At 63.7% G+C, this 19660-nt stretch carries 27 protein-coding genes; 9 read left to right on the top strand and 18 right to left on the bottom strand.

Annotation, left to right across the window (positions count from 1 at the left end; all coding sequences use genetic code 11):
* Nucleotides 1-26: 26 nt before the first annotated feature.
* From ACWNC0_RS16735 to ACWNC0_RS16715, 5 genes are all read right to left on the bottom strand, one after another.
* The gene (locus ACWNC0_RS16735; protein WP_449473214.1) at nucleotides 27-347 is read right to left on the bottom strand and encodes a hypothetical protein; all 321 of its coding nucleotides are present in this window, start codon (nucleotides 345-347) and stop codon (nucleotides 27-29) included.
* An 83-nt stretch (nucleotides 348-430) separates the two neighbouring features.
* Nucleotides 431-1807: an MATE family efflux transporter gene (locus ACWNC0_RS16730; protein WP_449473212.1), complete on the bottom strand. Its 1377-nt coding sequence runs from the start codon at nucleotides 1805-1807 to the stop codon at nucleotides 431-433.
* 43 nt (nucleotides 1808-1850) lie between these two features.
* The gene (locus ACWNC0_RS16725) at nucleotides 1851-2780 is read right to left on the bottom strand and encodes a DUF808 domain-containing protein (RefSeq protein ID WP_449473210.1); all 930 of its coding nucleotides are present in this window, start codon (nucleotides 2778-2780) and stop codon (nucleotides 1851-1853) included.
* Between the two features lie 106 nt (nucleotides 2781-2886).
* The gene (locus ACWNC0_RS16720; RefSeq protein WP_449473208.1) at nucleotides 2887-3132 is read right to left on the bottom strand and encodes a hypothetical protein; all 246 of its coding nucleotides are present in this window, start codon (nucleotides 3130-3132) and stop codon (nucleotides 2887-2889) included.
* Complete coding sequence (locus ACWNC0_RS16715) at nucleotides 3129-3461, bottom strand: hypothetical protein (protein WP_449474644.1); 333 nt, start codon at nucleotides 3459-3461, stop codon at nucleotides 3129-3131. The genes ACWNC0_RS16720 and ACWNC0_RS16715 overlap by 4 nt, the downstream gene beginning before the upstream one ends.
* A 125-nt stretch (nucleotides 3462-3586) precedes the next feature.
* On the opposite strand from ACWNC0_RS16715, the gene ACWNC0_RS16710 reads away from it, so the two are divergent.
* Nucleotides 3587-3889 (top strand): plasmid stabilization protein, encoded by a 303-nt coding sequence (locus ACWNC0_RS16710; protein WP_449473207.1) that lies wholly within the window; start codon nucleotides 3587-3589, stop codon nucleotides 3887-3889.
* Here the strand turns inward: ACWNC0_RS16710 and ACWNC0_RS16705 are convergent.
* Together ACWNC0_RS16705 and ygfZ are read right to left on the bottom strand one after the other, a co-directional pair.
* Nucleotides 3886-4647, bottom strand: a complete 762-nt coding sequence (locus tag ACWNC0_RS16705; protein ID WP_449473205.1) for a glutaminyl-peptide cyclotransferase — start codon at nucleotides 4645-4647, stop codon at nucleotides 3886-3888. The genes ACWNC0_RS16710 and ACWNC0_RS16705 overlap by 4 nt on opposite strands.
* Nucleotides 4644-5381 carry a CAF17-like 4Fe-4S cluster assembly/insertion protein YgfZ gene (gene ygfZ / locus ACWNC0_RS16700; RefSeq protein WP_449473204.1) on the bottom strand — a complete coding sequence of 246 codons (738 nt, stop codon included), beginning with the start codon at nucleotides 5379-5381 and terminating at the stop codon, nucleotides 4644-4646. Before ygfZ ends, ACWNC0_RS16705 begins: the two co-directional genes overlap by 4 nt.
* A 48-nt stretch (nucleotides 5382-5429) precedes the next feature.
* Between ygfZ and ACWNC0_RS16695 the strand changes: the two genes are divergently transcribed.
* Entirely contained in the window at nucleotides 5430-6761 is a 1332-nt protein-coding gene (locus ACWNC0_RS16695; protein WP_449473202.1) for a dihydroorotase, read from the top strand.
* 10 nt (nucleotides 6762-6771) lie between these two features.
* Here ACWNC0_RS16695 and rarD read toward each other — a convergent pair whose 3' ends face one another.
* Together rarD and ACWNC0_RS16685 are read right to left on the bottom strand one after the other, a co-directional pair.
* Complete coding sequence (gene rarD, locus ACWNC0_RS16690) at nucleotides 6772-7674, bottom strand: EamA family transporter RarD (protein WP_449474643.1); 903 nt, start codon at nucleotides 7672-7674, stop codon at nucleotides 6772-6774.
* The gene (locus ACWNC0_RS16685; RefSeq protein ID WP_196225858.1) at nucleotides 7671-7892 is read right to left on the bottom strand and encodes a hypothetical protein; all 222 of its coding nucleotides are present in this window, start codon (nucleotides 7890-7892) and stop codon (nucleotides 7671-7673) included. The genes rarD and ACWNC0_RS16685 overlap by 4 nt, the downstream gene beginning before the upstream one ends.
* A gap of 152 nt (nucleotides 7893-8044) precedes the next feature.
* Here ACWNC0_RS16685 and ACWNC0_RS16680 point away from each other — a divergent pair, with 152 nt between their 5' ends.
* The 6 genes from ACWNC0_RS16680 to ACWNC0_RS16655 all read left to right on the top strand — a co-directional run bounded on the left by ACWNC0_RS16680 (nucleotide 8045) and on the right by ACWNC0_RS16655 (nucleotide 12124).
* Entirely contained in the window at nucleotides 8045-8767 is a 723-nt protein-coding gene (locus ACWNC0_RS16680; RefSeq protein WP_449473200.1) for a hypothetical protein, read from the top strand.
* 61 nt (nucleotides 8768-8828) lie between these two features.
* A complete protein-coding gene (gene crcB, locus ACWNC0_RS16675) occupies nucleotides 8829-9212 on the top strand; it encodes a fluoride efflux transporter CrcB (protein ID WP_196225860.1) in 384 nt (127 codons plus the stop codon).
* Nucleotides 9209-10525, top strand: coding sequence for an RluA family pseudouridine synthase (locus ACWNC0_RS16670; protein WP_449473198.1), 1317 nt, complete (start codon nucleotides 9209-9211; stop codon nucleotides 10523-10525). Before crcB ends, ACWNC0_RS16670 begins: the two co-directional genes overlap by 4 nt.
* Nucleotides 10522-11181, top strand: coding sequence for an HAD-IA family hydrolase (locus tag ACWNC0_RS16665; RefSeq protein WP_449473196.1), 660 nt, complete (start codon nucleotides 10522-10524; stop codon nucleotides 11179-11181). The genes ACWNC0_RS16670 and ACWNC0_RS16665 overlap by 4 nt, the downstream gene beginning before the upstream one ends.
* Nucleotides 11178-11432: a hypothetical protein gene (locus ACWNC0_RS16660; RefSeq protein ID WP_449473194.1), complete on the top strand. Its 255-nt coding sequence runs from the start codon at nucleotides 11178-11180 to the stop codon at nucleotides 11430-11432. The genes ACWNC0_RS16665 and ACWNC0_RS16660 overlap by 4 nt, the downstream gene beginning before the upstream one ends.
* Nucleotides 11429-12124: an ATP12 family chaperone protein gene (locus tag ACWNC0_RS16655; protein WP_449473192.1), complete on the top strand. Its 696-nt coding sequence runs from the start codon at nucleotides 11429-11431 to the stop codon at nucleotides 12122-12124. Before ACWNC0_RS16660 ends, ACWNC0_RS16655 begins: the two co-directional genes overlap by 4 nt.
* A gap of 176 nt (nucleotides 12125-12300) precedes the next feature.
* Here ACWNC0_RS16655 and ACWNC0_RS16650 read toward each other — a convergent pair whose 3' ends face one another.
* From ACWNC0_RS16650 to ACWNC0_RS16640, 3 genes are all read right to left on the bottom strand, one after another.
* Nucleotides 12301-12981 carry a murein L,D-transpeptidase catalytic domain-containing protein gene (locus tag ACWNC0_RS16650; RefSeq protein ID WP_449473190.1) on the bottom strand — a complete coding sequence of 227 codons (681 nt, stop codon included), beginning with the start codon at nucleotides 12979-12981 and terminating at the stop codon, nucleotides 12301-12303.
* A gap of 90 nt (nucleotides 12982-13071) precedes the next feature.
* Entirely contained in the window at nucleotides 13072-13362 is a 291-nt protein-coding gene (locus tag ACWNC0_RS16645; RefSeq protein WP_449473188.1) for a hypothetical protein, read from the bottom strand.
* Between the two features lie 6 nt (nucleotides 13363-13368).
* Nucleotides 13369-14823 (bottom strand): L,D-transpeptidase family protein, encoded by a 1455-nt coding sequence (locus tag ACWNC0_RS16640; RefSeq protein ID WP_449473186.1) that lies wholly within the window; start codon nucleotides 14821-14823, stop codon nucleotides 13369-13371.
* Between the two features lie 59 nt (nucleotides 14824-14882).
* Here ACWNC0_RS16640 and ACWNC0_RS16635 point away from each other — a divergent pair, with 59 nt between their 5' ends.
* Nucleotides 14883-15800, top strand: a complete 918-nt coding sequence (locus ACWNC0_RS16635; protein WP_449474642.1) for a histone deacetylase family protein — start codon at nucleotides 14883-14885, stop codon at nucleotides 15798-15800.
* On the opposite strand, the gene ACWNC0_RS16630 is transcribed toward ACWNC0_RS16635, so the two are convergent.
* From ACWNC0_RS16630 to hisB, 6 genes are all read right to left on the bottom strand, one after another.
* Nucleotides 15784-16356 (bottom strand): hypothetical protein, encoded by a 573-nt coding sequence (locus ACWNC0_RS16630; RefSeq protein WP_449473184.1) that lies wholly within the window; start codon nucleotides 16354-16356, stop codon nucleotides 15784-15786. The two genes, ACWNC0_RS16635 and ACWNC0_RS16630, sit on opposite strands and share 17 nt — an antisense overlap.
* A 72-nt stretch (nucleotides 16357-16428) precedes the next feature.
* Nucleotides 16429-16749, bottom strand: a complete 321-nt coding sequence (locus tag ACWNC0_RS16625) for a phosphoribosyl-ATP diphosphatase (RefSeq protein ID WP_449473182.1) — start codon at nucleotides 16747-16749, stop codon at nucleotides 16429-16431.
* A gap of 46 nt (nucleotides 16750-16795) precedes the next feature.
* On the bottom strand, nucleotides 16796-17560 hold the full coding sequence (gene hisF, locus ACWNC0_RS16620; RefSeq protein ID WP_449473180.1) for an imidazole glycerol phosphate synthase subunit HisF: 765 nt from the start codon (nucleotides 17558-17560) through the stop codon (nucleotides 16796-16798).
* A gap of 103 nt (nucleotides 17561-17663) precedes the next feature.
* Entirely contained in the window at nucleotides 17664-18401 is a 738-nt protein-coding gene (gene hisA / locus ACWNC0_RS16615) for a 1-(5-phosphoribosyl)-5-[(5-phosphoribosylamino)methylideneamino]imidazole-4-carboxamide isomerase (RefSeq protein ID WP_449473178.1), read from the bottom strand.
* Nucleotides 18402-18428: 27 nt separating this feature from the next.
* Entirely contained in the window at nucleotides 18429-19046 is a 618-nt protein-coding gene (gene hisH, locus ACWNC0_RS16610) for an imidazole glycerol phosphate synthase subunit HisH (RefSeq protein ID WP_449473176.1), read from the bottom strand.
* Complete coding sequence (gene hisB, locus ACWNC0_RS16605) at nucleotides 19043-19630, bottom strand: imidazoleglycerol-phosphate dehydratase HisB (protein WP_196225873.1); 588 nt, start codon at nucleotides 19628-19630, stop codon at nucleotides 19043-19045. The genes hisH and hisB overlap by 4 nt, the downstream gene beginning before the upstream one ends.
* Between the last annotated feature and the right edge of the window lie 30 nt (nucleotides 19631-19660).

The raw sequence follows: 19660 nt of genomic DNA, 5'->3' as shown, positions 1-19660 counted from the left end.
GCCTGCCGGGGCCGCTCCGTCGGCTCTCAGGCGGCTGCGCTCTCGGGCGCGACGGCGAAAAGGGTCACGCCCTTATATTTGTCGTCGGTCTCATTATAGAGACCGTACATCGCCTCGAAAGTCTCATCGAGCACGGTGACGTCGTTGAGGCCCGCCAGCTTGAATGTGCCAAGCTTCAGTTCGCGCGGCGGACCGCCTTCGCGTTCCACCGTCACGGCGTCGATGAACATCTCATCATGGCGCGTGTAAAGGATGTGGGGCGCCAGCTTGACGACCAATTTATTGTAGGTCGCCTTCAGGCATTTCTGAAGCGCGATGGCTTCGAAAATGGTCGTCGGGGCAGTCATGATTTTCGTCATTACCGATTCGCAGCCTGTCTTCAATTGCTTTGTGCGCCGCAATATCGACGCAAAGTGCATCCGGGCGCTTTTCAGGATGAGCTGACAAGGCCCAGACGTTCCCGCATCGTCCAGCGGATGAGGAGCAGTAGTGCCACGGCACCAAGGCCGCTGGCGAGGCCCAGCCATATGCCGAGGCCCTTCATCCCGAGCGGAAAGGCGAGGACTGTTCCCACGCCCACGCCGATAATCCAGTAGCCGATCAGCGCGAAGATCATCGGCACCTTCGTATCGTGCAGACCGCGCAGGACACCGGCGGCGACCGCCTGTGTGGCATCCACCAGTTGAAACAGTGCGGCCACGGCGAGGAAGCTGACGGCCAGCGCCGCCGTTCGAGTGTTTGCGGGATCGTTCAGGTCTAGGAAGGCGCCGATCAGCAGACGGGGCACGGTGATAAGCAGGATGGCGGCGGCGAATGCGAACCCGAAGCCCAGGAGGAGGGCGAGCCAGCCCGCGCGTCCGATTTCGGCAGCATCGCCGCGTCCCTGAGCGAGGCCGACTCGTACCGTGGCGGCCTGACCAATTCCCATGGGCACCATGAAGAGAAGCGCGGCGATTTGAATCGCGACGGCATGCGCGGCGAGGGAATCGCGGCCAATGAGGCCCATGAGCAAGGCCGAGGCGTTGAACACCGTCGTCTCAAAACCCACAGTGATCGCGATCGGTAGGCCCAGCGCCCAGACGGCGCGATGCCGGTCCCTGTCGTGAGCCCAGAAGCGGCCCATCACCCGATAGCGGCGGAAGCGCCGGTCGATAAGGATCACCGTCAGAAGGCTAAGGAAAAGGAAGCAAGACGAGAGGGTGCCGGCCAGTCCCGCGCCTAAAAGGCCAAGGGCTGGCATGCCCAGCTTACCAAAGATCAGAACCCAGCCCGCCAAGAGGTTGAAGGGTATGGCAAGCAGCATGACGACCACGGCCCAGACCGGCCGCTCCAGCGCCGACATGAAATTACGCAGCGTCGAGAAGGCTAGGAAGGGAAGCAGCGCCCATTGCAGCCCGCGCATCATGACTCCGGCCTGATGGGCAAGGTCGGGCTGCTGCCCCATGGCCAGAAGGATGGCTTCGCTCTGCCAGAGCAGCGCCCAGGCGGGCAGTACGAAGAGAAAGGCGGCGCGCAGCGTCTGTTGGACCGTGCGGCGCACGTCGCGGACGGAATGGCGGCGGCGGCCACGCTCATTGGCGATCAGCGGCGCGGCTGCTGTGACTAGGCCCATGCCGAATATGAGCAGGGCCTGGAACAGGTTGATGGCGAGCGCGCCCGCCGCGACGCTTTGCGCGCCCAGACGACCGATCAGCAAAAGATCGGTCGCGGCTATCCCCGCCCAGGCGACATTCCCCGCGATCATCGGCAGCGCAAGGGCGAGCAGGGCGACTGCCTCTACACGCCAGGGGGAATGGGTTTGGGGCATTTTTAAGTTCTGCATTGGCCGAGTGTCCGGCGTGCCGCGCGCTTCAGTGCTTTTTGAACAGGTGCAGCACTGCAAGGATGATCCCACCGATCACCAGCCCGACGATGGCCCCGCCGATCGCGTTCACGGTCCAATCCAGGAAAGGTCCGATGGCGGGCGCGGTGGCCGCCACGCTTTGCGCAACATGGTGGATGGCGCCGGGGATCAGGTCCCAGTGAAACTCATGCAACCCGTGAACGATCAGGCCCCCGCCGACCCACAACATGGCGGCTGTACCAACCACGGACAGGATCTTCATCAGGATGGGCATGGCATGGACCAGCCCGCGTCCCACGGCGCGCGTCGTTGATGAGGGGCGTTCGGCGAGGTGCAGGCCGATGTCGTCCATCTTCACGATGAAACCGACGACGCCATAGACGCCCGCTGTGATGAGGATGGCGACGACGACCAGGATCAGCGCCTGTTCCCAAAGCGGTTCTGCTGCCACGGTGCCGAGCGCGATTGCCATGATCTCGCCGGAAAGGATGAAGTCGGTGCGGATGGCGCCCGCAACCTTCTGGTCCTCCAGCTCCTGAGAACTGTGGGTGGTGAGCGCTTCCTGCGCGACGTCATGCCCGCCTTGAACCGCCTCCAGCAGCTTTTCGACCGCCTCAAAGCAGAGGAATGCGCCGCCCAGCATCAGCAATGGCGGGAGAAGCCAGGGCGCGAAGGCGCTCAGCAGCAGGGCGGCGGGGAGGAGGAACAGCAGCTTGTTACGCAGCGATCCGCGCGCGATCTTCCAGATGATCGGAAGCTCGCGATCCGGCGTCAGGCCCATGACATAGCGGGGCGTCACCGCCGCGTCGTCGATGACGACCCCGGCCGCCTTCGACCCGGCCTTGCCCGCAGCTGCGGCGACATCGTCCAGAGACGTGGCTGTGAGCTTGGCTATTCCCGCTACGTCGTCGAGCAGCGCGATGAGACCCGAAGGCATTTGTTGGATTTCCCCTTTTGTAGCTGGATGCCGACGCGCGGCAATTATTTTCCCGCCTCATAGAGGCCGGGTCAGGCAGGGGCAACAACCGCGCCAGTTGGACAGGTCAGGCTATGCCGCGATAGTTGCCGGGCGGGTCGCTGGCCGGGAAGGATTCGTCCGCCTGCTCGTCGATCATGTCCCAGTCACTTGGCGCGATATGCTGTTCTGCGGGACCGGCATCCCGGATGAGTCCCGACGATCCGACAGGCGCGCGATGGTCAAGCTCAGCTGGGGCCTTCCGGTCTTTCCAGCTACGCCATGCCACAGCGCCCAGCCCGCCGAGAAATGCCAGCTTCAATAACCCCTTCATGATGATTTCTCCTGCCTGTCATGAACATGGACCCAGTCGGCACGGTCCTGGGTAACGCCATGGGGATGAAGCGAAAATTCGCCTTCTTCATCTGTGCCGGGTTCAGCATGATCGCCGCCGGGATGGGTGGTGACGGCCCACCGCTCCCGAAGCGCAGCGTTGATCATCGCGCGCCATTGGGCTTCGTCACCTGCCTCGCGCATGGCAGGGTCAGGGTCCTTCATGATGGCGAGGATGCTGGCCGCGTCGGCTACGTGCGCCTGCCACTGATCGGGTTCATGCGCGGCGAGATGGCGGGCCAGCCGTTCGATAAGGGTGCGCTGTTCCATAGCCGGGGAACGCCCGCCCATCAGCTTCCGTTCCGCCGGTTTCGTGACGCAAGCGCAGCGTTGTGAACGCGATGGCCGAATGATCGTTGGAAGGCGGTGTGGGGACTGCTGACAGGAGACCGATCATGCCGCGTGGCGACAAGGGCAGTTATACCGACAAGCAAAAGCGTAAGGCCGAACATATCGAGGAAGGCTATGAGGATCGCGGCGTTTCCCGCAAGGAGGCGGAACGGCGGGCCTGGGCGACGGTGAACAAGGAATCAGGCGGCGGAAACAAGTCCGGGTCTGGGCGGGGGAAGCCTGACACCCATGTTTCCTCGCGCAAGGGCGGTCAAAAAGGTGGCGCCGCTTCGGCCGGGCGTTCGGCGGCGGATCGATCTGCGGCGGCGAAGAAGGGGTGGGAGACGCGACGCAAGAAGGCTAGTTAGCGCGTCCTTGCTTGGCTTTTCAGGCGTATCTCGAACAGCTTTGGCCAATATTTGCCCGTGACGAAGATGCGGTCGCGCTTTTGGTCATAGGCGATGCCGTTGGGTACGCCTTCGCTATCAGCCACGCCGCTTTCCCGGATGAGGGGGGCGATGTCGATCCAGTCGATGACGGTGCCGGTCGCAGGATCGATCCGGGCAATGCGGGTGTCATACCAGATGTTCGCCCATAGCTCGCCCTTCACATATTCCAGTTCGTTCAGACGCTCGACCGGACGGCCGTTAAACGTGACCGTGATGCGCCGCGTCTCGCCAAGTGTTTCGGGATCGAGGAAGCGAAGCTGCGAGGTGCCATCGCTCATGATCAGGCTGTGGCCGTCCTGGGTCAGGCCCCAGCCTTCGCCTTCATAGCGGAACTGGGAAAGTGGCGAGAAGTCATTGAGTTTCCATACGAAGCCCTGACGATGGCGCCAGGTTAGGCTGATCAGCCGGTCTTTCCAGTTGACGATGCCTTCGCCGAAATATTGCGGAGCGAGGGTGCGGCTTTCAAGGACTTTGCCGTCCTCAAGCGAGACCTTGCGGATTTCCGATTGGCCTTCCAGGCCGGTGCTCTCGTAGAGGGCGCCGTCGTGGAAGAAGAGGCCCTCGGTAAAGGCTTTGGGATCGTGAGGATAGGCTTTCACCAGCGTCCAGGGCGTGTCGGCCCATGCGGGTGCGGAGAAGCTGACGGCCCCGATCAGGGCGAGCAAGAGGCGCTTCATTCGGCGGCTTGCTCCGCGATCGCGGCGGCGAGCCATGGGGGCAGGGTCGAGGGTTCGATGTCTTCCACGCGGCGCAGTTCGATAGATAGACCAAGGTCGGGCAGGGCGGCGCGTTGGCGCTTCTCGTCGGCGTTGGCCAAGGGGACGGCGACAAGGCGGCGGTTCACCTTGCTGCGATAATGCATGCGGGCGGTGTTTTCCTGACCGACATAGCAGCCCTTGTCGAAGTCCACGCCACGCAATTCGCCCGCATTGGTTTCCAGCCAGAGCGTCTGATCCTGGCCAAGCTCGCCTGCGCCTTCGAACACGCCGAGCGACAGGCGGTGAGCGCGGAAGGGGGTGGAGGCGTCGCCCGATGTGGGCGGAGCGAGCCAGCGATGGCCGAGGTCGGCGAGGCGCGGGTCGGATGGCTTGTCAGTGGCTTCCAAAGACCAGTGGACCGCGAGTGACTCTTCCCGCGCAATCGTCACCTTGCGGCGGAGGCGGTAGAGGGTGAGCCGCTTGGCCAGCGCGTCGACCTGCGCCGCCTCGCAATCGATCAGCACATCGTCGCCATCGGCCCATAGAATGAAGTCGTACAGTGCCTTGCCCTGCGGCGTCAGGAGCCCGGACCAGCGTGGTTCGTCCGCCTTGAGCGTCAGGACGTCGCGGGTCAGCAGGCCTTGCAGGAAGGACCGCGCCTCTTCGCCCGAAATTCTGAGTAGCGCGCGGTCGGTTAGGGTGGTGCCGGTCATCGGCTTTAGGTAGGACAGACGCCGACCATATCCAAGCGGCGAGCAATCATGTCCCAGAATTTCGACCTGATCCTGAAGAACGGCACCGTCCACACGCCCGGCGGGTCCGAGCAGACCGATGTCGGCGTGCGCGGCGGCAAGGTCGTGGCGATCGGATCGTCGCTTGGCGATGCGGGCGAGGTGATCGACTGCACCGGGCTGGACGTGATGCCCGGCTGCATCGACAGCCAGGTGCATTTCCGCGAGCCGGGCCTTGAGCATAAGGAAGACCTTGAATCAGGCAGCCGCTCCGCCGTGCTGGGCGGGATCACTTCTGTGTTCGAGATGCCGAACACCAACCCGAATACGGACAGCGCCGAGCGTGTGCATGACAAGCTGGCCCGCGCCCATCACCGCATGTGGTGCGACCACGCCTTTTATGTCGGTGCGACGGCGGACAATGCCGAAGCGCTGAAGGAACTGGAGCGTATTCCCGGCACGGCTGGCGTGAAGATCTTCATGGGCGCATCGACCGGCAGCCTGTTGGTGGACGATGACGCGGCGTTGTCACGCGTGTTGGCGAGCGGCACGCGGCGTGTTGCCATCCATGCCGAGGATGAGGCGCGGATGAATGCGCGCAAGGATTTGCGGGTCGATGGCGATCCTTCCTCTCATCCGGTCTGGCGCGATGATGAAAGCGCGATGATCGCGACGAAGCGGATCATTGGTCTCGCCCGTCAGGCGCGGCGGCGCATCCATATCCTGCATGTGACGACGCCTGCGGAGCTGGAATATATCGCCGGGCATAAGGATATCGCCACCTGCGAAGTGACGCCGCAGCATCTGACGCTGGCGGCAGAGGATGCCTATCCCCGACTTGGCACCTATGCGCAGATGAACCCGCCGATCCGCTCGGCTTCGCACCGGGATGGCCTGTGGCATTGGCTCAACCAGGGCGTGCCCGATGTACTGGGCAGCGACCATGCGCCGCATACGATCGAGGAGAAGGCGAAAACCTATCCCGGATCGCCCAGTGGCATGCCGGGCGTCCAGACGCTGGTGCCGTTGCTGCTCAACCATGTGGCGGAGGGGCGTTTGTCGCTGCGGCGGTTTATCGAACTGACCTCTTCTGGGCCGCAGCGCGTGTTCGGGCTTGTCGGCAAGGGGCGGATTGCGCTTGGCTATGATGCCGACTTCACGGTGGTGGACCTCAAGAAACGGTGGACGGTGGGCAGTGATTGGCTTTCCTCGCGCTGCAACTGGTCGCCCTTTGAAGGCATGGACCTCACCGGCAAGGCCGTGGGGACGATCGTGCGCGGAAACCGAGTCATGTGGGACGATACTCTGGCCAATGAGGCGGTGGGTGAGGCCGTGCGCTTTGAGGCGACCGAATTCGCCTGAACGCCTCGGCCTACGCCGCCGCCAACCTGTTCTTGCGGGCGGCAGCGAGGCTGTCGGTTGCGAACAGGATGAGGCCAAGCCAGATCAGCGCGAAGCTGATCATCTGTCCCTGCGTCAGTTTCTCCCCATAGAGCAGCACGCCGCACAGGAATTGCAGCGTGGGCGCGAGATATTGGATGAGGCCGAGCGTCGTAAGCGGCAGGCGCTGCGCAGCCATGGCGAACAGGATCAGCGGCACCGTCGTCAAGGCGCCCGAGAAGATCAGAAGGCTGCTGGTATAGCTGTCCTGCCCAAGGCTGATGCCACCATGGCCCCACAGCCACAGCAGATATGCAAGAGCGAGCGGCGCAAGCAGCAGCGTTTCCGCCCCCAGGCCAACCATCGGCGCAACCGGGGTCAATTTGCGGACAAGGCCGTACAAGGCAAAGCTGACCGCCAGACCGACGCTGATCCACAGGGTGGTGAAGGCCGCCGCCGCCATGATGGCCACGCCCACGGCAGCAATCGTGATGGCTATGGCTTGCCCACGCCGCAGTCTTTCCTTCAGCACCAGGACGCCGAGCGCGACATTGACCAGTGGATTGAGGAAATAGCCAAGGCTGGCAGCGATGACGTGGCCGTTATTGACCGACCATACATAGACCAGCCAGTTGAACCCGATGAACAGCGCGGAAGCGGTGAGGGGCAGGACGATCCGCCTGTCGCGCAATGCTGCTCCAAGCGCGCTCAGATTCCGCCGTGCCGCCAGGACGCCGACGATCAGGACGAGCGACCATATGACCCGCTGCGCCACGACCTCTACCGGGGTCACGGCGTGGAGCAGCTTGAAAAAGATGGGCAGCAGGCCCCAGAGCCCATAGGCCGCCACCGCAGCGATCAGGCCCGTCCTTAGCTGCTGATCATGCGGGTTCAGAAAATGCCTCCGCCCAGGAACAGGCGGAACGCACCGATCGCCGCGACGATGAGGCACAGGTTGCGGCCGCTGTTACGGGTCGATAATATCCCGATCACGGCGCCAAACAGTGCGATCGGCACCAGCAGCCAGTTGGCGATCCCCAGAAGCGGCAGGAATGCCGGGATCATCAGCAGTAGGGCGAAAAGGCCGATCAGGACCGAGAGGACGTTTAGCATCGCGATGAAATGGGCCTTGTTCCGCCCGGAGACAAGATGGGCGCGGATGCCATTCGCATCTTAATGGCATGGGAAAATTTAGCGATTTACCAAAATCACTAACGAAAAATTAACTCCTGACATTCACCTCTTGTTTACAAAGGAGTTAAGCCATGCCGCCTTTCCGTTCTGTCTATGCCCTTGCCGTGCTGCTCGCGCTGCCATTGGCGAGTTGCGGGAAGGGGGACAAGGAGGCTGATCTCAACGCCCTCGACGCCCAGCTGACCAACAATGCGGTGGACCCTGCCTTGCAGGAGGCATTGGGAGGGAAGATCACGGTCGATCCCAAATTGACGGGTCAATCCGGACGCCCTGCCATCGCGGGTTTGCCGAAGCTGAGGGGCGATGCGGCTAAGGCACTGGCCGAATCGGTGAAGCTCGCCGGTGGCAAACTGCTCGCGACACCTGCTCCGACGGCAGGTGAGGGGAAGGAGCCAGCGGCTGCGCTGGCCTCCGCCGCTCAAGGTCAGGACAAGCCCGGCGGCAATGTCTTCTGCCGAAAGCAGCTGGCCTATGGCATGCAGTGGGCCAGCCGACTGCCCGATCCCTTCGGCGTGTATCCGGGCGCTAAACTGACGGAGGCGGCGGGCGCGGACAAAAATGGTTGTACGCTGCGCGCGGCCACTTTTGTGACGCCAGTGCCCCGCCAGAACGTCATGGATTATTATTATACGCAGGCGCGGCGTTCCGGATTTGACGCCGAACACACGGTTATGGGCGGCGGTCATGTGCTTGGCGGCACGCGCAAGGACGATGGCGCCGCCTTCCTGCTGGTCTTCACCGATGCGTCGGGCGGGCGGACGAATGTCGATATAATCGCCGACAAGGGACGGTAAGCGCGCAGAAAGGCGCGCGCCGCCATTTTCTTTACTGCGATTTGCCTCTAGGGCGGGCGGGATGAACAATATCCTCCTTGTCATGGGCGGCGGCGCGGTTGGCGCGCTGGCGCGCTACCAGCTGGGCCGCTTTGCCGGTCACATGCTGCCGGGTGTGCAATGGCCCTGGGGCACCTTTGCCGCCAATGTGCTGGGCGGTTTTGCCATGGGTCTGCTTGCGGGCTGGCTGGCACGGTTCGGCAGCGCATCGGGTGAAGCCCTACGCCTGTTGCTGGCGGTCGGGCTTCTTGGTGGCTTCACAACCTTTTCCTCATTCAGTCTGGAGACCGTGCTGATGATTGAGCGCGGGCAGCTGGGCATGGCGATGAGCTATGCCGCCCTGTCAGTCATCGCGGCGGTCGGCGCGCTGGTCCTTGGCCTTGGCATGATGCGGAGCGTCGCATGAAGGGGCGTCCTCCCGGTAAGCCTTCCGGCCCTTCGCGTGGGGGCAAGCCCGGCGCTGGCGCACCCGGCCGCGCCCGTGGTGGCGCAAAGGCGGCGCGGGCGCGCAAGCCTGATGCGCACAAGTCACCGGCGAAAACTGCCGCCAAGCCTGCTCTGGCCAAGGCCACAACGCCCAAGGCTGCTGCTACGGGTAAAGGCGTTTCGCTGGATGTGCGTCAGTTCCGCGTGGGCGCGGACGATGATGGCATCCGGCTGGATCGCTGGTTCCAGCGGCATTTGCCCGACATCGGCTTCAACAGCGTATCGCGCTGGTCTCGCACGGGTCAGTTGCGGGTTGATGGCGCGCGCGCCGCGCCGAGCGATCGGGTGGCTGAGGGCCAGCTGATCCGCGTTCCTCCCGCCGAGCCCAAAGCTGTCGAGACCACCAAGCCGCGCCGCGTCCGGCCGGAGTTGAGCGAAGACGAGATCAGTTTCGCACAGAATATGGTGATCCATCGCGACGCGCAGGCGATCGTCATCAACAAGCCGCCGGGCCTGGCGACGCAGGGCGGCACCAAGACCGACGAGCATGTCGATGGCCTGCTCGACGCTTTGGAATATGAGCTGGATCAGCGGCCCAAGCTGGTCCATCGGCTGGACAAGGATACGTCCGGCGCGTTGCTGGTCGCCCGCACGGCGCGGTCGGCGGCCTATTTCGCCAAGGCTTTTTCCAGCCGCACTGCGCGCAAGGTCTATTGGGCGATCGTCATGGGCGTGCCATCGATCAATGACGGCATGATCGAACTGCCCATCGCCAAGCAGCCCGGCACCGGCGGCGAGAAAATGCATGTCGATGAGGAAGAGGGGATGCCCGCCCGTTCGCGCTACCGCGTGATCGAGCGCGCGGGCAATCGCGCCGCCTGGGTCGAGCTGCAACCGCATACCGGTCGCACGCACCAGTTGCGCGTGCATATGGCGGCTATCGGGCATCCGATTGTCGGCGACGGCAAATATGGCGGCAAGGAGGCCTTTCTGTCCGGCTCGATCAGCCGCAAGATGCACCTGCACGCCCGCCGCATCCGCGTCGATCATCCCGATGGTGGCCGGGTCGATGTGCGCGCCGATCTGCCCGAGCATTTTGCGGCGAGCCTGATATCGCTGGGCTTTGACATCAACGCGGGTGACCTGCCGCTGGACGAGGAAATCGCCCGCGCGCCGACCCGCGAGGATGAGAAGAAGGCGGCGCGTGCCCATGCCAAGCAATGGCGCAAGGAGCGTCGTGGGGAACGGCGGTCGCGCGGATCGGGTGGTAGCGCGAGCCCCCGCAAGAAATGAGCAACCGCCTCGCCGTTTTCGATTGCGACGGCACTCTGGTCGATAGCCAGCACAGCATCTGCGCTGCCATGACGCTGGCGTTTGAGGGCGAGAAGCTGACAGCGCCTGACCGGAATACGATCCTGTCCGTGGTCGGCCTCTCGCTGCCGTTGGCGATCGCGCGACTGCTGCCGGAAGCGGAAGCGGATTTCCATGACCATCTGTCGGAAAGCTACAAGCGCGCTTTTCAGCAGATGCGCCGCGATAATGCGGTGTCGGAGCCGCTATATCCGGGGATAGCCGAGTTGATCCGGGAACTGGATGCCGACGGATGGCTGCTGGGCGTGGCGACGGGCAAGTCGGATCGTGGGCTGACTCTCTGCTTGGCACATCATGGCATTGATGCGCATTTCGTGACGCTTCAGACCGCCGACCGGCATCCGTCCAAGCCGCATCCGTCCATGCTGCTGACCGCCATGGCGGAAGCGGGCGCGAGTCCGGAAACGACGGTGATGATCGGCGACACCAGCTATGACATCGACATGGCGCTGAGCGCGGGAACGAGGGCGTTGGGGGTCGGCTGGGGCTATCATCTGCCTGCCGATCTCATTGCCGCTGGCGCGCATGCCGTGGCGATGGACAGCGATGAACTCAGGAACCATATCCGCGCAGCATGACCGACTTTCCTCCTCCCCCTCCCGTCGATCCTGAAAAGGTCGCGCGCCAGCGTCACTTCGCGCTTGGCATGTTCCGCCTTTCGGGTGCCCTGCTCGTGATGTTCGGCTTCCTCATCCTGATGGAGCGTTTTAGCTGGGTGCAGGGCAGCAAGGCCAAGGCGATGGGCATGATCTTCGTGCTGGTCGGCCTGTTTCAGTTCATCATCGTGCCGCGTCTGCTGCTGGCCCTGTTTCGGAAGCCGCCGCAATGAGGCGCTTCTACAAGGATGTCGCGGTGATTTCCGGCGAGGCTGGGCATGAGATCCAGCTGGACGGGCGCCCCGTGCGAACGCCCGCGCGCGCGGCGCTGGCCCTGCCGACCGTGGGGTTGGCGGAGGCTGTGGCCGAGGAATGGCGCGGGCAGGGTGATATGGTCGATCCGCGCTCGATGCCGTTCACCGGCCTTGCCAACGGGGCCATCGACCAGATTGCGCCCAATCGCGAGAGCTTCGCTTCGGGCATCGCCAATTATGGGACCAGCGATCTGCTCTGCTACCGCGCCGAAGGGCCTGCGGAACTGGTGTCGCGGGAGGCAGCGGCGTGGGACCCGCTGCTGGACTGGGCGCGGCGGCGTTATGACGTCACCTTTCGCGTGACCCAAGGCATCATTCCGGTCGATCAACCGCCTGAGACTTTGGAGCGGCTGGATGCGGCGGTGAAAGCCTATGATCCCTTCACGCTAGCGGGATTGTCCACGCTCGTGACCTTGTCGGGTTCGCTGGTCTGCGGCCTGGCGATCGTCGAGGGCGGGCATGATGCCGATACGATCTGGACCGCTTCGGAAATAGATGAGGCCTGGGAAGTCGAACAGTGGGGCGAGGATGCCGAAGCCGCCGCCCGATCAGCCAGACGGCGGGATGAGTTCGCTATGGCCCGACGCTTTTGCGAGTTGGTGGCGCGATAGATCAGAGTTGGATTTAACCGGCACCACCTTTTAGTCCCGTTCGGGCTGAGCTTGTCGAACCCTCCACTTCTTAAAAGAAATAGAGCCCTTCGACAGGCTCAGGGCGAACGGGGTGAGGAAAAACTGATTAGCTAGAGCGGGGTCTAAGATTCTTGCCAGCGGTGCGTGCGCCCCTCTCAAGCCCCCATTGCCGTGAGCTTGTTCGCATAAACCATGCGGCCCGGGCCAAGCAGCCCGAGCAGTTGCGGCAACATATGCTGGGCGACGGCGAAGCAGCCTTCGCTGCGGCCAATCTTGCCCCATGACGCGATATGGTCTTCGCTCACATAATCGGCGCCGTGGATCACGATGGCGCGCATCTCAGCATTGTTGTTCTGCGAATCGAGCCCTGCCAGTCGCATGGCGCGGCCGTGCTGCCCTTCGTAGATTTGCCCCGTCTTATACGCGCCCGCCGAACTCGCCAGCGAATTGGGCTCGTTGGAGAATGTTTGCAGCCAACCGGAATGTCCCGGATCGGACCCCCGGCCATGAGCCACCAGATAGGAGCTGGAATGACCGCCGACGAGATCGACGATGTGGAAACGCAACTCACGCGAGGGGGCGTTGAAATCGGCCAGCGCGATCCGGTCGCGCAGTTCGAACATATGCGCATGTTCGTCCAGCGCCGCCTTTGCCCGGTCCAGCAGCCGCGCATAGGGCTGCTGCGCCAAGGGCGTAACCGGATGCGGGGTAACAGGCGGCGGCACTGGTGCGGCAGGCTGTGGCATGGCCGTCACGGCCGCGCGTCCGGCGCTGTCTGCTAGGAATGAAAAGGCGAGTCCGCTTAAAGCGGCCTTCGTAAAACTGCGACGATCCATGAATCGCAATATAGCAAAGCTCTGCGCCCGCTTAAAGGGCAGGGTGCAAATGGGCGGCCGCCATTCGTCCGAAGGCAGCCAGCCTTCGGCTCAATTGGACGAGTTGCTTCCCTCGGCCGACTGGTCCAGCCGTGCGGTCATGCCGGTGGCTTCCGCATCGTCCTGGATCTGCTGTTTCTCGGTAATGCTTGGCGGCGGCGCGGGTTCCGGGGCTTGCACAGCGTTGTTGGCTGGCGGCAGCGGAGCTTCCGGTTCCTCGATGATTACATTTTCAACCGGAGGTTCGACCATGTTGTTGGTCGCGGGCGTTTGCTCTTCCTTTTTCCCGCAGGCGGAGAGGGCGAGCGCGCCAGCGAGGGCGGCGAGGGCAATCTTGCGCATGGGGTCTTAATCCTTCGATGCGATGGTGGGCGCCGGGGCGGCGGTGGGATCTAGCCGGCGGCTGGATGCCTCGATCTTCTGGGCGAGCAGCTTGTCCCAGCCATAGGGGTCAGATCGGAAGTTCATGGTGCCGTTGCTGCTGGCGAAAGCGGTCCAGTAGAGCAGATACACCGCCACTTCCTTGGGCAATTGCACGCGCTGCGTCTTGCCGGTGTCGATCAGCGATTGCACCTTGCCAGCGAGGTTGGGGTCGCTTTGCAGCATCAATTCCGCGAGCGGAACGGGCTTTTCAAGCCGGATGCAGCCATGGCTCGCGAGCCGGTCATAGCTTGAGAATTTCGCGCGGGCAGGCGTGTCGTGCAGATAGACGGCGAAGGGATTGTTGAAGTCGAACTTCAACCGCCCGAGCGCGCTGCCGGGACCCGCTGGCTGAACGATCCGCTCCCCGGTCTCAGGCGTGCCGACGATCTTGTAGCCCTGGCGCAGCAGGGCGGCGCGGCCCTTGGGCCACAATTCCTTCTTCGCGATGGAGGAAGGCACGTTCCATGGCGGATTGACGACGATCGAATGGATGCTGGATGTCAGCATCGGCGTTGCATTGTCTGGCGATCCGGTGACCGCTCGCATAGAGGTGACGGGCTGATCGCCTTCGAACAGGGTGAGAACGGCGGCGGCGATGTTCACCTGCACGCGGTTGACCGGCAGCTGGCGCGGCATCCAGCGCCAGCGTTCCATATTCGCCATGATGGCGGCGATGCGCTCCTCCACCGGAACATTGAGTTCCTTGAGCGTGCGGGCGTCCAGCAGGCCGGTGGGGTTCAACCCATAGCGGCGCTGCGCCCGCTGAAGCGCGTCGGATAGCTTTTCGCCGGGCTGAACGCTCTTGTCCTCGATGGCCAGGCGCATGAGCACCGCGTCGGGCGCGGATTTCGCGCCGAGGACTGGCCAGCCCCCGGCGTCACGGATTTGCTCATAATTGGCAAGGCCCCGGCGCAGTCCCTCATAACCGGAATAGGGCGGCGTGAGGGTGGCCGCCCATTGCGGCAGGCGGTCTTCGGCAATGGCGCGGGCAAGGCCGGGGCGCGGATCGACGGCCGCAGGGCGCAAGGCCCAGATGTCCAGGAAGTCGGCGGTATCGACCCTGCCGGTGCTGAGCGCCTTGGCCCTGTCGAGAACGGCGGTGACCAAGGCGTCGCCACTCAGGACGCCGGTCGCCTTGTTGCGCGCCATCAGGCCCTGTTCAGCGCCGCCCTTCAACCAATTGTTGAGCCAAGCCTGCTGCGCGGCCGATGGAGCCGGAATCGGCACCGGCGGCGGCGTCACCATAGCGGGCGGCGCGATGACCGGCGGAGTGGGCGCGGGCAGCGTCGGCACAATCGCAGGCGGCTGCGCGAGCACGGGTGCTGCGGCAATGCCCATGAGTGAGCTGAGGCTGAAACGGATCAAATTGGGACGGTTCATGCTGGACCAGATAGCGCAAAGCCCTCATCGTTCAAACTCGAGATCGCGGAAAAAAGATGATGCTCCATGTCGTTCACCATCCTGCCTATGTTTCCCCTGCCACAGGCGGCAGCCGCTTTCGTTTTGATAAATATGGGCTGGTTATGGAAGCACTTAGGGTAAGTGGCGCCGCCTTTACCGTCCATGAACCCGCGATCATGCCCCGCCAGTGGATCGAAGCAGTCCATGACACGGCCTATGTCGAGGAGGTTGCCAGTCTGAATGTGCCGCCCGAAAAGGAGCGGCGGATCGGTTTTGCGGTGAATGAACGGGTGATGCGGCGGTCGATGCTGTCTCCCGGCGGAACCTGGGCCGCGGCAAAGCTGGCGATGGTTCACGGCTATGCCGCCAACGCGGCCGGGGGCAGCCATCATGCGCTTTACGACAGCGGCGCGGGCTATTGCGTGTTCAACGACCTGGCCATCGCGGCGAATCGCCTGATCGGGGAAGGGGATGCGCGGCGGGTGTTGATTCTCGACCTCGACGTGCATCAGGGCGATGGCACCGCGCAGCTGATGGAGGGGCGGGACGATGTTTTCACGCTGTCCGTCCATGCGGAGAAGAATTTTCCGGTGCGCAAGATGCGGTCGTCGCTGGACGTGGCGCTTCCCGATGGCGTGGGCGACGCGGATTATCTCGCGGCGTTGATGGAAGTGCTGCCCCAGACGCTGGATAGTTTTGGCCCTGACCTGATTCTTTATCAGGCCGGTGTCGATCCGCATGCTGACGACAGGCTGGGGCGATTGGCGCTGAGCGATGCGGGGCTGGAAGCGCGGGACCGCACCGTCATGCAGGAAGCGCGCAACCGGGGCATCCCGCTCGCCAGTACCATGGGTGGGGGTTATGGCGAGGACAGGATGGTGGTGGCAGAGCGTCACGCCGCCTGCATGATCCGGTTGGCGGAGGAGGCGGGCACGAGGCTTAGTGCATCGTCGTAGCGTTAACCGATGCGGCAGGAGCCGTCACGATCAGTCGAGCCGCGATAAGTCCTGCGGCAGCCAGCGCGATGAAGTCGCTGAATGCGAGGTAGAGACTATATCCCCAATGCGCGTGGTTGAAGACGGCTTGGCCTATGTCCAGCCAAAGCACGGCCGCGAGCGCGGAAAGCAGGGTAATGCGCGCCCGGTTGCCGAAGTCCACCGCCGCGAATCTCAGCGCCAGGGCGATGAGTAGCCCGGTGATCAGGGCGAGGATGAGCCCGCCGATCAGCGCGGCACTATCCGTCACCGGAAAGCCGCTATTGTTGTAGAAGATCGTCGCAATTGGCCCCTTGCCATACAGGATGGTGCCCTGCGCAGTCGCCGGATCGGGGACGATATAGACGCCGGTTCCGGTCTGCGTCAGAGACTGCGCCAGTGCTGCTTGAAGGTTCGCGCCGGGGGCTTCACCCGTGCGGTGAAAGGCAAGAGCGCTGAGCGGCGTCTGCCAGAAGAGGAAGCGGATCACGAAAAGAGCGAAGCCGCCCAATATGCCGCCCGCGATCGTTCTTACCATGCCGTCGTTCTCCCTGTTTGCCTTGAGGCAGATCAGGAAACGCCGATGGGCGGATTTCTTTCCGGCTGTGTATCAATCTCGCGGGCGCGCAGCCTTCTCCGCGATCCCGGATACGCCTTCCCGGCGGTCCAGTTCATCGAGCACAGCGTCCAGCGGAATGTCGAGGTCTGCCAGGAGAACCATCAGGTGGAACAGCAAATCGGAGCTTTCGCCGATCACGCCTTCGCGATCGGATGCCATGGCGGCGATCACCGTCTCCACGGCTTCTTCGCCGACCTTCTGAGCGATCTTGCCCCGGCCTCGTGCGGTCAGCTTGGCCACATAGGATTGGGATGAGTCAGCGGCACGCCGTTGCCGGATGGTCTTTTCAAGATCGAAGAGTGTCGAGCGCATGCCGTCCATCAAGCCTTCACCGCCAAATGCGTCAATGAAAAGTTGTTCATCGCGAACGGACGGGCACGCCCGCAGCGGCAAGCGCCTGGTGCGCTTCGGCTACCGTGTGCTGGCCAAAGTGGAAGATGGAGGCGGCCAGCACTGCGCTGGCATGACCTTCGATCACGCCTTCGACCAGATGCTGAAGCGTGCCGACACCGCCGCTGGCGATGACGGGAACGGACACGGCATCGGCGATGGTGCGGGTGAGGGCGAGGTCATAGCCCTGCTTCGTGCCGTCGCCGTCCATTGACGTCACGAGCAGTTCGCCCGCGCCGAGTTGCGCCAGCCTTACCGCATGTTCGACCGCGTCGATGCCGGTCGGCTTGCGGCCGCCATGGGTGAAAATTTCCCAGCGGTTGTCGCCGACGCGCCGGGCATCGACCGATCCGACGATGCACTGGCTGCCGAAGCGGTCGGCGATGTCGGCCACGACTTCGGGGCGCGCTACTGCGGCGCTGTTGACGGCCACCTTGTCTGCGCCCGCGAGCAGCAGGGCTCGCGCATCTTCCGGGCTGCGCACGCCGCCGCCGACGGTGACGGGCATGAAGCAGACTTCGGCGGTGCGGCGCACCACGTCCAATATGGTGCCGCGCGCCTCATGGGTGGCGGTGATGTCCAGGAAGCACAGCTCGTCCGCGCCAGCCGCGTCATAGACCCGCGCCTGCTCGACTGGATCGCCAGCGTCGCGCAGGTCGACAAAGTTCACGCCCTTGACCACGCGGCCATTGGCGACGTCGAGGCAAGGGATGACGCGGGTGCAGACGGTCATGCTTCGAATTCCCAACATCCGTTCGGTTCGAGCGTAGTCGAGAACTGCTGAGTTAGAGCTTCTCGACTGCGCTCGGAGCGAACGCCGGGGAGGAACCGGTTCGTCACGCCGCAGCCTTCGCGATCGCCAGCGCCGCCTTCAGGTCCAGCCGCCCATCATAAAGCGCGCGCCCGGTGATGACGCCTTCGATGCCTTCGTCTGCATGCAGGCTGAGCACGCGAATGTCCGCGATTCCCGCCACGCCGCCGCTGGCAATCACGGGAATATCCGTGCCGCGCGCCAACTCGACGGTCGCGTCGATATTGCAGCCCTTGAGCAAGCCGTCCCGGCCTACGTCCGTGAAGAGCAGGCTGGCGACGCCCGCATCCTCGAACCGGCGGGCGAGGTCCGCGACGGGCATGTCGGACTTTTCGGCCCAGCCGTCCGTCGCGACGAAACCGTCCCGTGCATCGACGGCAACCACGATCCCACCCGGAAAGTCGCGCGCCGCCGCCTTGACGAAGGCTGGGTCCTTCAATGCGGCCGTGCCGATCACGATGCGCGAGACGCCAAGGTCGAACCAGCGCTCCACCGCCTCGCGATTGCGGATGCCGCCGCCGAGTTGCACATGGCCGGGGAAGGCGTCGACGATGCGCTCTACCGCTTCGGCATTGACCGCATGGCCCGCAAAGCTGCCATCGAGGTCCACGACATGCAGATGCTCGGCCCCTGCCTTCGCGAAGATCAGCGCCTGCGCGGCGGGATCGTCGCCATAGACGGTGGCGCGGTTCATGTCGCCCTCGGCCAGGCGGACGACCTGTCCGCCTTTGAGGTCGATTGCGGGAAAGACGATCAGGCTCATATCAATATCCGAACGGGCGAAGTGGGGTCACGGACGCCACTTCAGGAAACGGGAGAGGAAGGAAAGGCCATAGGTCTGGCTCTTTTCCGGATGGAATTGGCAACCGATGATCGTGTCACGGGCGACGGCAGCGACCAGAGGGCCGCCATGATCGGTGATGGCGGCGACATGGGCGGGGTCGGCAGCTTCGAAATGATAGCTGTGCAGGAAATAGGCTTCGCCCGGCTCCAGCAGAGGCGGCGCGCCGTTCAGCACGACCTTGTTCCAACCCATGTGCGGCACCTTGATCGCGGGATCGGTCGGCTCGATCCGCCGAACCGTGCCGGGAATCCAGCCTAACCCCTCATGCCGTCCGAACTCTTCGCCTGCATCAGCGAGCAGTTGCATGCCGACGCACACGCCAAGAAAGGGCGTGCCGCGCTGGCCCACTGCCTCGTTCATCGCGCCGATCATGCCGGGAATGGCTGACAGTGCATCCATGCACGCGCGGAAGGCGCCTACGCCCGGCAGGACGATGCGGTCAGCCTTCGCCACTACCTCAGGGTCGGCGGTGATGACGGCATCCTCCGCCCCCGCCTTGCGCAGGGCATTATGGACCGAATGGAGGTTGCCTGCGCCGTAATCGATGAGGGCTAGCGCAGTCACAACATCCCCTTGGTGGACGGGATGGCGTCCGCCTTGCGCGGGTCGATCTCCACCGCCTGCCGCAGCGCGCGGGCGAGCCCCTTGAAGCAGCTTTCGACGATGTGGTGATTGTTGCTGCCATAGAGATTTTCGACGTGCAGCGTGATCCCGGCAGCCTGCGCGAAGCTGTGGAACCAGTGTTCGATCATCTCGGTGTCCCATTCGCCCAGGCGCTGCACGGTGAAGGGCGCGTTGAACACCAGCCAGGGACGGCCAGAAATGTCGAGCGACACGCGCGAAAGCGTCTCGTCCATCGGCGAATAGACGCTGCCGTAGCGGGTGATGCCGCGCTTGTCGCCCAAGGCCTTGGCAACAGCCTCGCCGATGGCGATTGCCGTATCCTCGGTCGTGTGATGCTGGTCGACATGCAGGTCGCCGACCGTGCTGACCGTCATGTCGATCAGCGAATGCCGCGACAGCTGCTCGATCATGTGATCGAGAAAGCCGATGCCGGTGGAGACGGTATAGATGCCCGTTCCGTCGAGATTGACGGTCACGTCGATCTGCGTTTCCGCAGTGTTGCGGTGAATTTCGGCCGTGCGCATGGCTGCGCCCTATACCGAAGTGGGGGCGGC

The organism is Sphingobium chungangianum (assembly GCF_977014255.1).
The sequence above is the reverse complement of the archived record's forward strand: the minus strand, read 5'-3'. Positions and strand labels throughout refer to the sequence as shown.

Bases quoted from the DNA above. Each gene is read 5' to 3' on its own strand.
- ACWNC0_RS16735 (WP_449473214.1), bottom strand. From the start codon at position 347: ATGACTGCCCCGACGACCATTTTCGAAGCCATCGCGCTTCAGAAATGC.
- ACWNC0_RS16730 (WP_449473212.1), bottom strand. From the start codon at position 1,807: ATGCCCCAAACCCATTCCCCCTGGCGTGTAGAGGCAGTCGCCCTGCTC.
- ACWNC0_RS16725 (WP_449473210.1), bottom strand. From the start codon at position 2,780: ATGCCTTCGGGTCTCATCGCGCTGCTCGACGACGTAGCGGGAATAGCC.
- ACWNC0_RS16720 (WP_449473208.1), bottom strand. From the start codon at position 3,132: ATGAAGGGGTTATTGAAGCTGGCATTTCTCGGCGGGCTGGGCGCTGTG.
- ACWNC0_RS16715 (WP_449474644.1), bottom strand. From the start codon at position 3,461: ATGGAACAGCGCACCCTTATCGAACGGCTGGCCCGCCATCTCGCCGCG.
- ACWNC0_RS16710 (WP_449473207.1), top strand. From the start codon at position 3,587: ATGCCGCGTGGCGACAAGGGCAGTTATACCGACAAGCAAAAGCGTAAG.
- ACWNC0_RS16705 (WP_449473205.1), bottom strand. From the start codon at position 4,647: ATGAAGCGCCTCTTGCTCGCCCTGATCGGGGCCGTCAGCTTCTCCGCA.
- ygfZ (WP_449473204.1), bottom strand. From the start codon at position 5,381: ATGACCGGCACCACCCTAACCGACCGCGCGCTACTCAGAATTTCGGGC.
- ACWNC0_RS16695 (WP_449473202.1), top strand. From the start codon at position 5,430: ATGTCCCAGAATTTCGACCTGATCCTGAAGAACGGCACCGTCCACACG.
- ACWNC0_RS16685 (WP_196225858.1), bottom strand. From the start codon at position 7,892: ATGCTAAACGTCCTCTCGGTCCTGATCGGCCTTTTCGCCCTACTGCTG.
- ACWNC0_RS16680 (WP_449473200.1), top strand. From the start codon at position 8,045: ATGCCGCCTTTCCGTTCTGTCTATGCCCTTGCCGTGCTGCTCGCGCTG.
- crcB (WP_196225860.1), top strand. From the start codon at position 8,829: ATGAACAATATCCTCCTTGTCATGGGCGGCGGCGCGGTTGGCGCGCTG.
- ACWNC0_RS16670 (WP_449473198.1), top strand. From the start codon at position 9,209: ATGAAGGGGCGTCCTCCCGGTAAGCCTTCCGGCCCTTCGCGTGGGGGC.
- ACWNC0_RS16665 (WP_449473196.1), top strand. From the start codon at position 10,522: ATGAGCAACCGCCTCGCCGTTTTCGATTGCGACGGCACTCTGGTCGAT.
- ACWNC0_RS16660 (WP_449473194.1), top strand. From the start codon at position 11,178: ATGACCGACTTTCCTCCTCCCCCTCCCGTCGATCCTGAAAAGGTCGCG.
- ACWNC0_RS16655 (WP_449473192.1), top strand. From the start codon at position 11,429: ATGAGGCGCTTCTACAAGGATGTCGCGGTGATTTCCGGCGAGGCTGGG.
- ACWNC0_RS16650 (WP_449473190.1), bottom strand. From the start codon at position 12,981: ATGGATCGTCGCAGTTTTACGAAGGCCGCTTTAAGCGGACTCGCCTTT.
- ACWNC0_RS16645 (WP_449473188.1), bottom strand. From the start codon at position 13,362: ATGCGCAAGATTGCCCTCGCCGCCCTCGCTGGCGCGCTCGCCCTCTCC.
- ACWNC0_RS16640 (WP_449473186.1), bottom strand. From the start codon at position 14,823: ATGAACCGTCCCAATTTGATCCGTTTCAGCCTCAGCTCACTCATGGGC.
- ACWNC0_RS16635 (WP_449474642.1), top strand. From the start codon at position 14,883: ATGCTCCATGTCGTTCACCATCCTGCCTATGTTTCCCCTGCCACAGGC.
- ACWNC0_RS16630 (WP_449473184.1), bottom strand. From the start codon at position 16,356: ATGGTAAGAACGATCGCGGGCGGCATATTGGGCGGCTTCGCTCTTTTC.
- ACWNC0_RS16625 (WP_449473182.1), bottom strand. From the start codon at position 16,749: ATGCGCTCGACACTCTTCGATCTTGAAAAGACCATCCGGCAACGGCGT.
- hisF (WP_449473180.1), bottom strand. From the start codon at position 17,560: ATGACCGTCTGCACCCGCGTCATCCCTTGCCTCGACGTCGCCAATGGC.
- hisA (WP_449473178.1), bottom strand. From the start codon at position 18,401: ATGAGCCTGATCGTCTTTCCCGCAATCGACCTCAAAGGCGGACAGGTC.
- hisB (WP_196225873.1), bottom strand. From the start codon at position 19,630: ATGCGCACGGCCGAAATTCACCGCAACACTGCGGAAACGCAGATCGAC.